The organism is Alistipes sp. An54, from assembly GCF_002159375.1.
In the GTDB taxonomy this organism is placed as follows: domain Bacteria; phylum Bacteroidota; class Bacteroidia; order Bacteroidales; family Rikenellaceae; genus Alistipes; species Alistipes megaguti.
This window is the reverse complement of the sequence record NZ_NFIA01000001.1, coordinates 420,845-435,135: the sequence shown is the minus strand read 5'-3', so window position 1 is coordinate 435,135 and position 14,291 is coordinate 420,845. Positions and strand designations below refer to the sequence as shown.

Below are 14,291 nucleotides of genomic sequence, written 5' to 3'. Positions count from 1 at the left end.
TTGCGGATTTCTTCGGTTCGCGTCCCCTTAGGCGAGCAGCAGCAGGCTGACGGCCATTACGGCCATGCCCGTCACCACGCCGTAGATCGACGTGTGGGCCTCGCCATATTCGCGGGCCGCCGGGAGGAGTTCGTCGATCGAGATGAAGACCATGATGCCGGCCACCCCGGCCAGGATGCACCCCATGAGCGTCGGCGAAAGGAAGGGCATCAGCACCAGATAGGCCAGCAGCGCTCCGACCGGTTCGGCCAGTCCCGAGAGCAGCGACAGCCGGAAGGCCTTCGCGCGGTCGCCCGTGGCGTAGTAGACCGGAATCGAAACGGCGATTCCCTCGGGGATGTTGTGGATGGCGATGGCCGCGGCGATGGCCACGCCGAGCGTGAGGTTGTCCACGGCCGAGGTGAAGGTGGCAATTCCCTCGGGGAAGTTGTGGATGCCGATGGCCAGGGCCGTCATGACGCCCATGCGCATCAGACGCGGGTTGCGCGGGCGGTGGTCCATCTCCTCGATGAGGTGCGCCTCGTGGGGGTTCTCGAACGAGGGGACCAGGCGGTCGATCAGACCGATCAGCAGGATGCCGGCGAAGAAACTCGCCACGGTGATCACACCGCCGAGGCGCGTGCCCCATTCGGCCGAGAGGGCGATCTCCGCCTCGTGGAAGAGCTCGACCAGCGAGACGTAGATCATCACTCCGCCCGAGAGTCCGAGCGAGAAGGAGAGCAGGCGTTTGTTCGTACGCCGGGCCAGAAAGGCGATGGCGCTTCCGATTCCGGTGGCCAGACCGGCGCCGAGCGTCAGCAGCAGCGGGACGAGTATCGGATGGTTCTGCATCGTGAGTGCGGTTTTTGGAGGTTGTGGCCGGCCCGACACCAGACGACCGGCCTCCTTCAGGGGGGGACCGGTCGTCAGATAGTGCGGTCCGTCGGTTTCAACCGCAAAGATAGTGCATTCGTCGGGAAAAGACGATCCCGACGAATCGGTATTTCTTATGGTGCTATTGCCGGAACCGATCGCCGGATCGCGATGCGGCGAGCAGCTCTCCGAGCGTGCCGATGTCGTCGACGATCAGGTGCGGCCGGCGGGGGGCCTGTTCGGCCACCTCGAGGGTCGTCTCGCCCGAGAGGACCAGCACGCCCAGGGCGCCGGCATTGTGGGCCGTCTCGACATCGGTGTAGATGCGGTCGCCGACCATGGCGATCTCGTCGGCCTGCAGGCCGTGGCGCATGCGGATGCCCGAGAGCATGTTCGGATCGGGCTTCCCGAGGGTGACGTCCGGATGGCGTCCCGTGGCGTGGGCGATGGCGGCGCAGATCGAGCCGCAGTCGACCAGCACGGTGGGCAGGTCCGTCGGGCAGATCCGGTCGGGGTTCGTCGCCAGATAGGGGAGTCCCCGGCTGACCCACCAGGCGGCCCGGCAGAGACGCTCGTAGCGCAGCGTCATGTCGAACGATACGATGACGGCATCGGGGCGGTCGTCGGCCGTTTCGCCGGCCTCGCTGAATCCCGCGGCCCTGAATTCGGCAACCATCGACGGCGTGCCCAGCAGGAAGAGCCGACGGGCCGCCGGGAGATTCTTGCGCAGGTAGTCGATCGTGGCCAGCGTCGAGGTGTACATCTCCTCGCGCGAGGTGGGGATGCCCATTGCGTCGAGCCGATGCAGGTAGTCGTCGATTGATTTCGAGGGGTTGTTCGTCAGGAACGAGTGGTCGATGCCCAGTTCGCGCAGCCGGGCCAGAAAGGGTCGTGTGAAGGGAAAGAGCGTCGAGCCCATGTAGATCGTGCCGTCCATGTCGAGCGCCACGTGGCGGATGCGGGCCAAATGCCGCCGCAGTTCGTCGTCCGCCCAGACGGAGCGATAGTGTTCAAAATTTTTCATGTTACTTCAGTTTCTTCGTGCGGGGAACGTGAATCAGTGGCGGTTCGTGTCGAGCCCCTCGAAGAGGTAGGGGTAGTCGGTTTCGATGACGTCGCAACCGCTCGCCAGTTCGAGTTCGTAGCCGCGGATGCGCTGCTGCTCCGAAACACGGCGGTCGTGGGTCGGGGCCACTGAGATCATGCACATCACGCCGTGACGGTGGAGCGAGTCGTAGAGCGGCTGCTGGTCGCCGTAGAGCATCGGCCCGACGTAGGCCTGCATTTGTGACCAGGGAATCCCCGCCTCGCGGTAGGCCGCGAACTCGTCGAGATTCTTGCACCAGGCCGAGAACATCGCATCCGGATCACGGTCGAGCAGGTAGCGTGCCTGCTCGGCGTCGTGCACCGTATACATGACGTTGGCCGGGGCCAGCCGGTTGATGAAATCCGACATGAATTCGAGCGGCACGTCCTTGATGTCGAGGTTGAGGATGGTCTTGCCCTGGCTCCAGCGGATGCACTCCTCGAGGGTCGGGATCCGGTAGGGGGTGAGGTTGCCGTCGCGGTCCTTGAGGTGGAACTGCTGCAGCTCCGCCCAGGTGTAGTCCGAGACGCGGCCCGTGCCGTTGGTCGTGCGGTCGATCGTGGCGTCGTGCATCAGCACGATGACGCTGTCGCGCGTCAGCCGGGGGTCGATCTCGAAGAACGATGGCATCATCTCGAGCGTCTTCTCGAACGATTCGATGCAGTTCTCCGGATAGCCCGCCGTCATGCCGCCGCGGTGGCCGCTGATCACCACCGGACGCCGGGGCGAGTAGCGGAACCAGTCGTGCAGTTCGGCGCGGCTGCCGATCTCGATCCGGTGCGGTTCGGCGCTCCGGGGTGTCTGCTGCGTGCAGCTGCCGCCCAGCAGGGCCGCCAGGGCCATCACGCCGGCTGCAAGGGTATCTCTTTTTTTCATCTTCGTATGGTTTTGACAGGGATTTATCATTTGGAACCGCTCGCCGCAGACGGACGTGCATCGAGCCGGTGGTGGTGCAGATGCGCCCCCGCCGCGTCGAAGACGTCTAGGTCGATGCCGCCGGCATCGGCCTTGAGCACGAGGCGGTCGTTGTTCGAATTGATCAGGATCGGGAAGTTCGTGCCGCGGCTCGAGTCGTCGATCCAGCCATAGCGGTGGTAGTGGCCGCAGAGCATGACGTCGACATCGGCCCGGTTGAGGATCGGAACCAGCAGCCGGCGCAGCTCCTGTTCGCCGTACCAGCTCTTCGCGCCGCCCGGCACCATGTGCAGCAGCACGACGTGGAGCGGGGCCTGTCGATAGGCTTCGCTGTCGACCACCCGCTTCAGCCACTCGGCCTCCTGGCGGCGGTAGTCGTCCGTGGCGGCCAGTCCGTAGTAGCGGATGTCGCTGTCGGGCTTGTCCTCACCGCAGTCGAGCATCAGGAAGAAGACCGGTCCCTGGCGGAAGGCGTAGTAGGCTTCGCCGCTCGTCGTGGGGAAGTAGTCGAGGAAGCATTGCGAGGCCGAACCGCGGTTTTCGTGGTTGCCGCGCGTGGTGAAGATCGGGATTCCGGCTCCGGCCAGCAGCCGGGAGGCCGTGTCGAGATAGCCGTCGAAGAGCTGCTGTGGCGATTCGATCTGCGTCAGCATGTCGCCGTTGAAGCAGACGAAGTCGGGCCGCTGTTCCGGTGCTCCGGCCAGCAGCCGGCCCATGAGCGAGTCGCGGCCGTGGATGTCGTTCACCACCCAGCACTCGATCTTCTCCTTGGCCGGATCGAGCGTCGTGGCGGTGTAGGGCTTATGCTTGAGCAGGTCGCTGCCGTAGCCCTCGCCGAGGATCACGCGCCGGTTGCCCTCGTCGCACAGGACGGCCTGCTGCATGAGGCGGTAGCGGTAGGTGGTGCCGGGCTGCAGCCCCTCGACGCGCACGCGGTGGAGTTGCCCCGTGCGGCGTTTGCCCAGATAGGTGTCGTAGTATTTCGGGCGTTCGGCGGCGTAGAAGTGCGAGCCGTCGTCGGGCGCCACCTCGACCCATACCGCCGCATCGACGGTCGTCGTCCAGACGACCGTGAAGCCGTCCTCGGTGACCTGCTGCAGGTAGGGCCCGTGCGCCACACGCACCGAAGGCTGCCCGCAGGCAATGCCTGCGAGCAGCACGGTGACGAAAAGTGTGAGCAGTCGTTTCATGTGTCGGTGCTATTCATATGTCGGATAGTCTTCCGGTGCGGAGGTGGTGACGTGCGTTTGCGTGTAGACGTTGCCGAAACGGTCGGTGGCACGGACCTCAACCTGCGCCGAAGGATCCTTCAGCGTGTAGTAATAGAGGTGGGTGTTGCTCGTGCGGTCGTAGTTCGAGGTGCTGCGTCCCAGTACGCCGCAATGGTAGCCCGAAGCCCAGGCGTCGCGGCGCGTCACGCTGCTGCTGAAGGGGCTCATCTCTCCCGAAAGCGTACCGTTTTCGTAGACCTCGATTTTCCACTGCGAATCGGCGTTCCAGACGTTGGCCACGATCTGGTTGTCGTCCTTGTAGTAGAACTGATAGCTGGGCGTGTATCCCTCCATGAAGTGGTTGCTGGCCCGGTAGAGGCGGATCTGCTGACCGGCATCCAGCCCCGTGCCCTTATAGATCCACGAGGCGACCGAGGCTCCGTCGACCCGGTAGATGGCATATCCGTTGGGCGTGCCGTCGGTGTTGACGGTCGAGTACCACCAGGCTCCGCAGGCGGCGCCGTGAACATGCTCGTAGATGTTGTCGTAGATCTGGTTTTCGGCATAGTGGGTGTGACCCGTCATGATGTGCACCGTGGGGAATTCGCGCAGCAGGTCCAGTACCGCCTGGACGTTCTGCGCCGAACCGTTGCGCAGGGGCACATGGGCGCAGAAGATCACCATGTGATCCTTCGGAACGAAGCTCAGATCCTGACGCAGCCACTCGACCTGATCGTCGCGGAATCCGAGTCCGTAGTCGTCGTGGTTGCGGAAGATCATGTCGTCCATGGCGACGATGTGCACGTCGCCGCGGTTGAAGGAGTAGTTGACCGGTCCGAAGGCGTACTCGAAGTTGCGCTGTGCCTCGATGTCGTGGGCCACGGTGTAGTTGTCCTTCGTCACGGAGATCACCTTGTTGTCGTGGTTGCCCATCAGTTGGAAAAGCGGCAGTCCGGTCTTTTCGGCCTGCATGGCCCGTTTCATCAGCGGGAAGACGGCATTCGTGTAGTCGGTGCTGGCGGTGTTGTAGCCGATGTCGCCGAGCATGATGCCGTAGCAGGGAAGATCCGACGCGGCGGCTTGTGCCGCAAGGTCGGGAACCGTCTCATGCGTGAAACGGCTCACGTGCGAATCGTTCTGACACTGCGGGTCGGCCACGCAGAAGAGGTTGAACGCCTCCTCCTTTCCGCCGGCAAGCGGCGTGAGCGTGAAGTCGTAGCGCTGGCGGCCCGTGTCGATCTGCTGCCAGAGGTGGGGCAGCCCTTCGCTCATCGGTACCTCGTATTCGGCCGGGAGCGAAATGTAGATCTGGTAGGAGAATTCGTTGCCGACGAGCTGGTAGACGCCGTTGGCGTCGGTCGCCGTACAGGAGTATCCATCGCTGACCACGACCCCTTCGAGCGGCTGCCCGTGGTTGTCGGTCACCACGCCGTAAAAGTCCGTTTCGGGAGCAATCGGACTCTTGACCGGTCGCTCGTCTTCCTTCGCACACCCCGACAGAAACAGAACTGCCGCGGCGAAAGTTATGATGGTGCGTTTCATGTTGTCTTGTCGCATGTTTGAGGGTTATTTCCAGTAGTAGTTCTGTCCCAGATCGGGGTTGATGTTCAGGGCCGTCTGCGGAATGGGGCGCAGGTAGCGCTTCTCCTCGAAATTGCGGCCGATGGTGTAGAGCAGGCGCCCGTAGGTGTCGTGCTCGAGCGAGTAGAGCGACGTGCCGCCCACCTGGATGTAGCTGACTCCCGGTTCGTTGCCGGCCTCACCCTTCGTGAAGCAGATGTCGTTCGTGCCGTCGCCGTTCAGGTCGTAGGACGTGTCGAGGGCCGGAACGTAGATGCCGTACCACTGCTTGTTGAGCTTCTCGCCCAGGTGCCAGCGCATCAGGTCATCGTAGCGGCGTCCTTCGAGCAGCAGCTCGATGGCCCGTTCGCGGCGGATCTCCAGCAGATCGCAGTTGTTCAGCCCGTAGTACTCCTGCAGATAGGGGTCAACCGTCGTCGGACGGTCACCCTTGACGCCGGCGCGTTCGCGCAGCGGGCGGATCGTGGCGTTCCAGACCGCATCGTCGAATTCGCCCAGTTCGGCCTTGGCCTCGGCGTAGTTGAGCAGCACCTCGGCGTAGCGGATGATCGGCAGCGAGTTGTAGGAGATCTTGGCCGACTCGTAGTTCTTGTCGTCGATGTTGTACTTGATGATCTGGTAGCCGGTCAGCGTGACGGTGAAATCCGGCGGCGTGGGGGTTGGCGTACTGCCGCCGACGAGCTTCTCGTAGCCCGGCGTGATGATGCTCTGGCTGAGGCGGTAGTCGCGGTTCTCGATCTCGGTGGTGAACTCCTCGTCGGTGGTTTCGTGGCGCGATCCGTCGAGGTTCAGGTAGGTGCGGACGAAGTCCTGGTCGAGCGACCAGCGCTGTCCGTAGCTGCCCGACGTGTAGCGCCACGTCAGGTCGTGGTAGGTGGTCATGCCGACGCTCATCTCCCGGGCCCAGATCACCTCCGTGTAGTCGATGGCCTCCTTGGTGAAGAGGTTGCGGTACTGGGTCCTGACGTCGGCCGGGTTGTTGACGATCGAGTAGACGCCGGCCGCCATCAGCTTCTCGGCGGCATCGGCTGCGGCACGCAGGAAGCGCTCCGAAGCCCCCGTGTCCTCCCAGGGTTTGCCGGTCGAGGGGTCGACGCTGTGGTACTTGCGGTAGGTGCCCTCGAAGAGGCAGACGCGCGACTTGTAGGCCAGGGCAATGTAGCGGTTGATGCGGGCCGAGTTGATCCAGTTGCCCGAGTCGTAGCAGTGCTTGCAGGCGAAGTCGAGATCCTCGAGTACGCGGTCCATGACATATTCACGGCTGTCGCGAGTCTTGTAGAGCGCCTCCATGTCCTCGGGGTCGATCGGGGTGTCGTACCAGGGCACGGCGCCGAAGAGCTTCACCTTCTCGAAGTATTGCCAGGCGCGCCAGAAGCGGGCCGTACCCTCGTAGTGGTTGTATACCTCCTCGGAGAGTCCGCCGGCCTCGCGCATGTGGGCCAGGAAGTAGTTGATGTTGTAGATTGGGGTCCAGTCGCTGACCGACCAGCCGCTCTGCAGGTCGGGGGTCCACGAGGCGTTGGTCAGGAAGGTGGTCGACTGTTTGGTGGCAACGATGTCGGAGTACCCGTCGCCGTAGCCGAGGGTCTCGGCACTGGGCGTGTATTTCTCGAGGAAGCCGTTCGTGTAGGTGAGCAGCGAGGTCTCGTCCTTGAAGTAGTCGCCCGAACCCACTTCGGCAACGGGTTCCCGGTCGAGGAAACTCTCGCAGGAGGTCAGTGCCGCGCAGGCTGCAAGCAGGATGCAGATATTCTTTTTCATGTGTCGTGCGGATTTAGAAGGTGATGTTCAGACCGATCGTGTAGGATTTCATGACGGGATAGCCGTCGCCGTCGCCGAAGTTGTCCGTACCGAACTTGTTGGTGCCGTAATCGGCGTCGCCGGCGTAGATGCCTTCCGGATCGTAGTTCTTGGCGTACTTCTTCAGCGGCGTGAAGGTCAGCAGGTTCTCACCCGTGATGTAGATCTTCAGCGCCTGCAGACCGATCTTGCTGATCAGCGCCTTGGGGAAGTTGTAGTCGATGGTGAGGTTCTTCAGACGGATGTAGGAGGCATCCTGCAGATAGCGCGTGTTGGGCTGCGAGAGGATGGTGCCCGTGTCGCAGGCGGCGTAGGCCACCAGACGCGGCCAGTAGGCGTCGCGATTCGTGGGCGACCAGCGGTCGGTGGTGTGCCACGGAAGGGCCATGCTGTAGGGACGGCCGTACTGGCCCCAGAAGTAGCCCGACTCCTTGGCCGGATACCAGTCGCGCTTGCCGACGCCCTGCCACATCATGCTCAGACCGATGCCGTTCCAGCGCACGCCGCCCTGGATGCTGTAGCAGTAACGCGGCGTGGTGTTGCCGATCTTGACCAGATCGCCGTGGTCGTAGATCGTGTTGTTGCCGTTGTTGACGTATCCGTCGCCGTTGAGATCCAGATAGCGGGGATCACCGGCCGACCATTTGGCCGAACGGTTGGTGAATTTCGAGTAGTTGGCGTAGGTCTGCGCCTCCTCGTCGCTCTGGAAGAGTCCGTCGCACCGGTAGCCCCAGATCTCGCCCAGCGTCATGCCTTGGTAGTAGTTGATCTTGTAGTTGGTCGGCAGCGTACCGGTCTTGCTCGTGTAGCGGGTGATCTTGCTGGTGTTGTCCCAGACCGACACCTTGATGTTGTAGCTCAGCGGTTTGCCGCCCACCATGTGCGAGTCGCGCCACGAGAGGCTGGCCTCCCAGCCGTCGGTGTGCATGTCGGCGTAGTTGCCCTTCGGGGCGTTGTTGCCGTAGACGGCCGGCAGCTCTTCACCCACGACGTACATGTCGGTGGTCTTCTTGCGGTAGATGTCGGCCGTGAAGTTGAGCCGTCCGTTGAAGGCTTCGAAGTCCAGACCCAGGTCATAGGTGGTGGCCGTCTCCCAGGTCAGCCCGTCGGGAATGGGCGACGGTGCCGCCGTGTAGTTGAAGACCGAGCCGTTGTTGAGCAGCGACGACTGGGCGATGCTCATCGTCGAGAGGTAGGCGTAGGTGTCGCTGATCAGACCGTTGCCGGCCGAACCCACTGAGACGCGCAGCTTCAGGTTGTCGAGCCAGTTGGCGTTCTTCATGAAGCCCTCCTCCGAGATGCGCCATCCGATCGACCCCGAAGGGAAGAATCCCCAGCGCTGGTTGGTCGGGAATTTCGAATTGCCGTCGTAGCGGCCGCTCGTCTCGAAGAGGTATTTGCCCTTGTAGGAGTAGCTGACGCGGTAGAAGGCGCCGACCAGGCCCCAGTTGTAGCTGCCGTTGTCCTTCAGCGTGATGGCCTCACCCTCGAGCAGGCTGAAGTTCGGCATGTTGGGGATGATGATCCCTTCGCGGTTCATCAGGTTGCTCTTGTAGGCGTAGTCCTCGATGTTCCAGCCGCCGAGGACGGTCAGCGAGTGGTCCTTGCCCAGACGCGGGGTATAGGTGAGCGTGGCGTTCGAGGCGACCTTCTGGCGGTTGTACGAACGCTCCTCGTAGAGCGAGCCCGAAGGACGCTCGGCCGAACTCTCGGGGCCGGTGTAGTAGGTGTAACTGTTGACCGACTGCCGGCGGTCGGTCTGGTTGAAGTAGAAGGTGACGTCGATGTTGCCGACCAGCACGTCCTTGATCAGATCGAGATTGACCGACGTGCGGTTGGTCATGTCGAACTTGCGGTCCTTGCGCCAGGAGTTGCCCTCGACGAAGCCGGCCCAGCCGGTGTAGACGGCTGCTTCGGTCCACGTTCCGTCGGGGTTGGTGACCAGCGTGACGGGGAATGCCTGGTGGTTGAGCATGCGGTTGATGTTCATCGGCGTCGTCGAGATGCTGGTGTTGGCCGTCGGCTGGTGCGAATTCCGGTACATGAAGTCGGTGGTGTTCTCGATGCGCAGCCAGGGCTTGACCTTCACGTCGCCCTTGGCCTTGACGTTGAACTGACGGTACTTCTCGTCGCCGGCGTTGTAGATGCCGTCCTGCTCGAAGATACGGCCCGAAACGTAGTAGGAGGCCGTTTCGCCGCCGCCCGTCACCGAGATGTTGTGCTGGTGTCCGGTGGTGTATTTGCGGAAGAAGACGTCATACCAGTTCGTGTTGCCGAAGTATTCGTAGGCGTTTTGGTTGTTGATGCGCCACTTCTCGAACGAGGGATCGCTGTTGCGGCGGGCCAGTTCGTTGTACCACGTGCGGTTGAACTTGAAGACGTTGTTGATGTTGGCCGGATCGGTGCCGTAGGCGTTGATGTAGGATTCGAGGAAGGTGGTGGTGTAGTCGTAACCGTTGGTGACCATCGTGGGGGTGACGGTGCGCTGGTAGATCGAGAAGGTGCCGTTGTAGGTGACTTTGGCATGGCCCTTCTGGGGAGCCTTGGTCGTCAGCAGGATGACGCCGAAGGTTCCGCGGGCGCCGTAGACGGCCGTCGACGAGGCGTCCTTCAGCACGGTGATCGACTCTATGTCGTCGGGGTTGACCGTCGACATGTCGGTCTCCACGCCGTCGACCAGCACGAGGGCCGAACCGCCGGCACCGATCGAGTTCTCGGCGCCGCGGATGCGGATCGTGGCCGAACGGTTGGGCTTGCCGTCGGAGAAGGTCATCGTCAGTCCAGGAATGGCGCCCTGGAGCGAACGGGCGATGCTCATCGACGAACCGGTGCGCTCCTCAAGCGTCTGGGCCGAGAGGGTCTCGACGGCACCGACGATGTCGCGGCGTTTCTGGACGCCGTAGCCGACGACCACGACCTCCTCGAGGCTGGTGTTGTCCTCCTCGAGCGTGACGTCGATACGGGTTTGGTTGCCGATGGTCCGGGTTTGGGTTTTGTAACCGATGTAGCTGAATGTCAGGGATTCGTTCTGCGAAGCCTGGATCGAGTAGAGACCGTCGGCGTCGGTCGTTGTACCGCGGGTGGAGCCGGAAACGATGACGGTGGCGCCGAGGACGGGATTTCCCTGGTTGTCTTTGACGGAGCCCGATATGCTCCTGTTCCCCTGGGCCAGAACGGGCAGGGTGAAGAGAGCCAGGATGAGTGCCAGAGCGAGGTTTCGGATGCGGGGGCGGGAGTTCCGCGCGGAGTCATCCGAGCTGGGCGAGTAGCGTTGTTTCATTGAGCAGCAAATTTGGTTGTTAGTCGGTTCATCCGTTCGGCGGGTACCTTATTATTATAGTCAGGTTGGTTGTCTCCGGACGGGGTGCAAGTTGATTCCGATTCTGTCTTTGCCGAGATGATAAGAAATTAAAAATTTTAAGTTATTAGGTTTGTTTTCTTTGTGGTTTTCAAATGTATATTTTTATTTCCTTTTATGCAACTTTCTGGGGATAAAATTTTCTTTTTTGTGTTTTAATTTATGCTTTTGTGGTTGAATCGCGCGTCGAATGGAACTTTTCTGCGGGATTGCCCGCTGTTTTTTTTCGCTGCAAAAATCGCGAACGGCTGTTATGAAACGGTTACAAAATGGTAAAAATATCATGAAAGGAAAGAATTTGTTTCTCAATTTTTGCTTTTTTGATTTTGATGCTTGCGAAAAAGAAAAAATGTTCTTACTTTTGTCGTGCAAGTGATTTGATTTCTTCTTCTGAGAGTAAGAGGTGCCGGTCTGGCACGTCTGTTTAGCTATGCTTTGCTATTTTATCGACGATCACCGTTTACTCTAATCGAATTGTTATGAAAATCAGGAAATGTTATATAGGCATGATGCTCGCCTTGGCAGCCGGTGCATTCGCAGGCTGTACCAACGATCCGGGAGTAGAGCCGCTTCGTCGTGATACCGATGCGGTGGAGCTGACCTATCATGCAAATGCCACGACGCAGGTTTCGGTTCGCTATGCCGGAGCCTGGCGGGCTCGCGTGGAGTGTCCCGATGCCACCGGCGCACTGGGCGAGAACTGGTTTGCGGTTTCACCGGCCGAAGGGGTCGGAAACGGCAGCGACTATCAGTATGTGACCATTACGGCCCAGCGGAACCCCGGAGACAAACGAACCGGCTACCTTTATCTTGATGCGGACGGAAAGGAGGTTGCCATCGAGGTGTCGCAGGCCGACGGTCATTTCTCGGTCGAGGATCCCGTCATTTCCGGGTCGATGCGTTCGGGCTCGGAGGCGGCCGCCTCGCTCGATATTGCCTACGACAAGGCTTTCGGCGGCGAACAGGTGGAGATTGTGGCTTCGCTGGAAGGGGCGGCGGCCGCCGGTCTGGCGATTGAGCCGGATTATCTGACGGAGATCGAACGGGAAGGCAGCGGGACGATCTCCGTGCCGATTACGGGTACGCCCTCCTCGCTGGGCGAACTGATCTGCAAGGTGAAGTTCCTGCTCGACGGAGAGGTGCTCTTTGACGGAGAGGTGCTGGGAAGCGTCAATTCGTCGACCGAGCTCTTCCGCATGGGCTTCGATCTGTTCGTCTGGGGCGGCAACTATCCCACCAACCAGAAGGGCAGCGGCCCGAACGGTTCGTCGACGGCCGGCAAGGAGTTCAACGGCACGGAACCGGCCGAGCCGGGCGTGATTACCGCCGGATCGGACGGTACGAACGACGTCTTCGCCACGATGACCGAGGAGTACCGGATCAACCGCGGCGTGGCGGACTGGGAAGGTCTGCGCGTATACGAGCACCCGGGATACGTCAAGCTGGGTGTGACGGCCAACGGCGGCTGGATCATGACTCCGGAACTCAATCAGCTTTCGGCGGTTCCCGAGACGGTGGTCGTGTCGATCGACTTCCTGCGTTTTGACAATGAAAAGGGATCGTACATCGTCTCGGCCGAGGGGGCCGGAACGGTGCTCAACGGCATGGTGAACGAGGCGGTACTTCCGGCTCAGACCTCGGCTGCGGGGCGCAAGTGGAAGACGTTGAGCTTCACGGTGCAGGATGCCACTAACAAGACCCGCATCAAGATCTGCGCCGAGACGTTCAACCAGACGGGCTACCGCATGAATATTGACAACATCGTCGTGATGGGAACCGACAAGGTGGAGGTGACCGAGCAGCTTGCGGCTCCGTCGGCCGATGCGATCACCTATACGCCGGGCGAGACGTCGATCGCCGTAGCCTGGGAAGGCGTCAAGGGGGCCACCTCCTATGAAATTTCGCTGGCGGCCCGCAACAATCCGGATTTTCGCAAGACGGTCGAAACGACCCAGGTGGATTACGAATTTACGGATCTCGAACCGGGACGCTACGTGTTTACCGTCAAGGCGCTTTGCGCCGGCCATCCGGAGTTCGATTCGGAGGAGACGGTGAAGAACGTTGCGACGCTCGGATTCCCCGAGGTGAAGCTGGAGGCCCCGACGGAGCTGAAGGTCGGGGAGGTTACCTCGACGGGTGCCGCGTTGAGCTGGGGCGCCGTGAGCGGAGCCTACGGATACCGGGTGTCGGCGGAGCCGGTGACCGGCGGTGAGCCGGTGGAGGCGGTCGTTGTCGACGGGACTTCGTACACCTTTGCGGAGCTGCTTCCCGGAACGTCGTATCGGGTTTCTGTCGTGGCGATGGCGGCGGCCGATCCGAGCGAATACGATTCGGAGGCCGTGACGACCGATTTCACGACCACGAACCCCGAACTGCTCATTGCACCTTCGGTTCGCATCTTCGCCAAGACGCACGGTCTGGCCGTGATTGAATGGGAACTCTCCGACGAGGCGCTGGCCCAGCAGCCGGTGAGCGGATCGGATACCTACGACTTCCGGGTGAAGAATGCCGCCGGAGAGGTGATCCGCAGCTTTGAGCGTTTCGTCGACTTCAACTTCACGAAGTACAAGTATTACCGACTGGTTTGGGGCGGACTGACGCCGGCAACGACCTATACGTTCGAGATGCGTCGCCGTTCGACGGCCGATCCCGACCGCTATCTCGATTCCGATTGGGCCGCCGTTCAGGTGACGACCGAGGCCGAGCCCTCCGTCGACCGTTCGTCCTACCTGCTCTACTGCGATTTCGAGGCGATGCCTACGGGCGGCCAGCCGCTCTACGGAGCCTACGGCTTCAGCTACGGAGCAACGACGGACTTTTCGGATCCGGACAAGATCCTCTATACGGCTCCGGGCAGCAGCAACAAGAATACGATCTACTGCCAGGCCGTCAAGGCCACGCAGTCCTACTTCGACGCCTATCTGCCCGAATGGGATCTGACCGACTGGCAGGATACCAGCTCGAACATCGGCATGGCGGCCGGCTACATGAAGTTCGGCGGCAGCAGCAAGCCGGCCTGGCTGACGCTTCCGGCCTTCACCTCGCTGACGGGAGCCTCCGAACTCGAGGTGGATCTGGATGCCTGCTCCTATTACGAGCCGAGTTCGGACGGTGACATGCTTAAGCCGTCGAACGTCGATGCCGACGCGCCGTTCTACGTGGAGGTGCAGGGTGCCGGTACGATCACCAAAGTCGAGGGCGAGACCTCGTCGCAGGCGGTCATCAGCGAGGATGCCCGGACGGTGGAGCTCCGCAACGTGACGGCCGAGACGATGCGCAATGAAGGGCTGACGGATACCTACCGCTATACCAACCACCGGATCCGCATCTCGGGAGCCACCTCTTCGACCCGCATCCGGATCTACACGGCACTCGAGAACGACAAGGCGCAGCACCGCATGTGGCTCGACAACCTCAAGGTTCGCCGAATCAATTGACGGATTGCGTCCGGGGTGCCCGGCCGCCTGTCGGCCGGGCACCCCGGACA

8 protein-coding genes are annotated in these 14,291 nt (G+C 61.6%); 1 reads left to right on the top strand and 7 read right to left on the bottom strand.

Annotated elements, in window-relative coordinates; genetic code table 11:
• Positions 1-27: 27 nt before the first annotated feature.
• The 7 genes from zupT to B5G09_RS01595 form a co-directional block, all read right to left on the bottom strand.
• Entirely contained in the window at positions 28-831 is an 804-nt protein-coding gene (zupT, locus tag B5G09_RS01625; RefSeq protein WP_087403739.1) for a zinc transporter ZupT, read from the bottom strand.
• A 163-nt stretch (positions 832-994) separates the two neighbouring features.
• The gene (locus B5G09_RS01620) at positions 995-1,876 is read right to left on the bottom strand and encodes an HAD-IIA family hydrolase (protein WP_087403738.1); all 882 of its coding nucleotides are present in this window, start codon (positions 1,874-1,876) and stop codon (positions 995-997) included.
• Positions 1,877-1,909: 33 nt separating this feature from the next.
• Positions 1,910-2,815 carry a glycerophosphodiester phosphodiesterase family protein gene (locus B5G09_RS01615; RefSeq protein ID WP_241147526.1) on the bottom strand — a complete coding sequence of 302 codons (906 nt, stop codon included), beginning with the start codon at positions 2,813-2,815 and terminating at the stop codon, positions 1,910-1,912.
• Positions 2,816-2,841: 26 nt separating this feature from the next.
• Positions 2,842-4,044 (bottom strand): FN3 domain-containing metallophosphoesterase family protein, encoded by a 1,203-nt coding sequence (locus tag B5G09_RS01610; RefSeq protein ID WP_087403736.1) that lies wholly within the window; start codon positions 4,042-4,044, stop codon positions 2,842-2,844.
• Positions 4,045-4,053: 9 nt separating this feature from the next.
• Positions 4,054-5,607, bottom strand: coding sequence for a calcineurin-like phosphoesterase family protein (locus tag B5G09_RS01605; RefSeq protein ID WP_087403735.1), 1,554 nt, complete (start codon positions 5,605-5,607; stop codon positions 4,054-4,056).
• A gap of 24 nt (positions 5,608-5,631) precedes the next feature.
• Positions 5,632-7,407, bottom strand: a complete 1,776-nt coding sequence (locus B5G09_RS01600) for a RagB/SusD family nutrient uptake outer membrane protein (protein WP_087403734.1) — start codon at positions 7,405-7,407, stop codon at positions 5,632-5,634.
• A 13-nt stretch (positions 7,408-7,420) separates the two neighbouring features.
• On the bottom strand, positions 7,421-10,726 hold the full coding sequence (locus B5G09_RS01595; RefSeq protein WP_087403733.1) for a TonB-dependent receptor: 3,306 nt from the start codon (positions 10,724-10,726) through the stop codon (positions 7,421-7,423).
• Positions 10,727-11,310: 584 nt separating this feature from the next.
• Here B5G09_RS01595 and B5G09_RS01590 point away from each other — a divergent pair.
• Positions 11,311-14,241, top strand: coding sequence for a fibronectin type III domain-containing protein (locus B5G09_RS01590; RefSeq protein WP_162608221.1), 2,931 nt, complete (start codon positions 11,311-11,313; stop codon positions 14,239-14,241).
• Positions 14,242-14,291: the final 50 nt, after the last annotated feature.

What these genes read in the sequence shown, in the direction of transcription:
- zupT (WP_087403739.1), bottom strand. Translation starts at nt 831, where the DNA reads ATGCAGAACCATCCGATACTCGTCCCGCTGCTGCTGACGCTCGGCGCC.
- B5G09_RS01620 (WP_087403738.1), bottom strand. Translation starts at nt 1,876, where the DNA reads ATGAAAAATTTTGAACACTATCGCTCCGTCTGGGCGGACGACGAACTG.
- B5G09_RS01615 (WP_241147526.1), bottom strand. Translation starts at nt 2,815, where the DNA reads ATGAAAAAAAGAGATACCCTTGCAGCCGGCGTGATGGCCCTGGCGGCC.
- B5G09_RS01610 (WP_087403736.1), bottom strand. Translation starts at nt 4,044, where the DNA reads ATGAAACGACTGCTCACACTTTTCGTCACCGTGCTGCTCGCAGGCATT.
- B5G09_RS01605 (WP_087403735.1), bottom strand. Translation starts at nt 5,607, where the DNA reads ATGAAACGCACCATCATAACTTTCGCCGCGGCAGTTCTGTTTCTGTCG.
- B5G09_RS01600 (WP_087403734.1), bottom strand. Translation starts at nt 7,407, where the DNA reads ATGAAAAAGAATATCTGCATCCTGCTTGCAGCCTGCGCGGCACTGACC.
- B5G09_RS01595 (WP_087403733.1), bottom strand. Translation starts at nt 10,726, where the DNA reads ATGAAACAACGCTACTCGCCCAGCTCGGATGACTCCGCGCGGAACTCC.
- B5G09_RS01590 (WP_162608221.1), top strand. Translation starts at nt 11,311, where the DNA reads ATGATGCTCGCCTTGGCAGCCGGTGCATTCGCAGGCTGTACCAACGAT.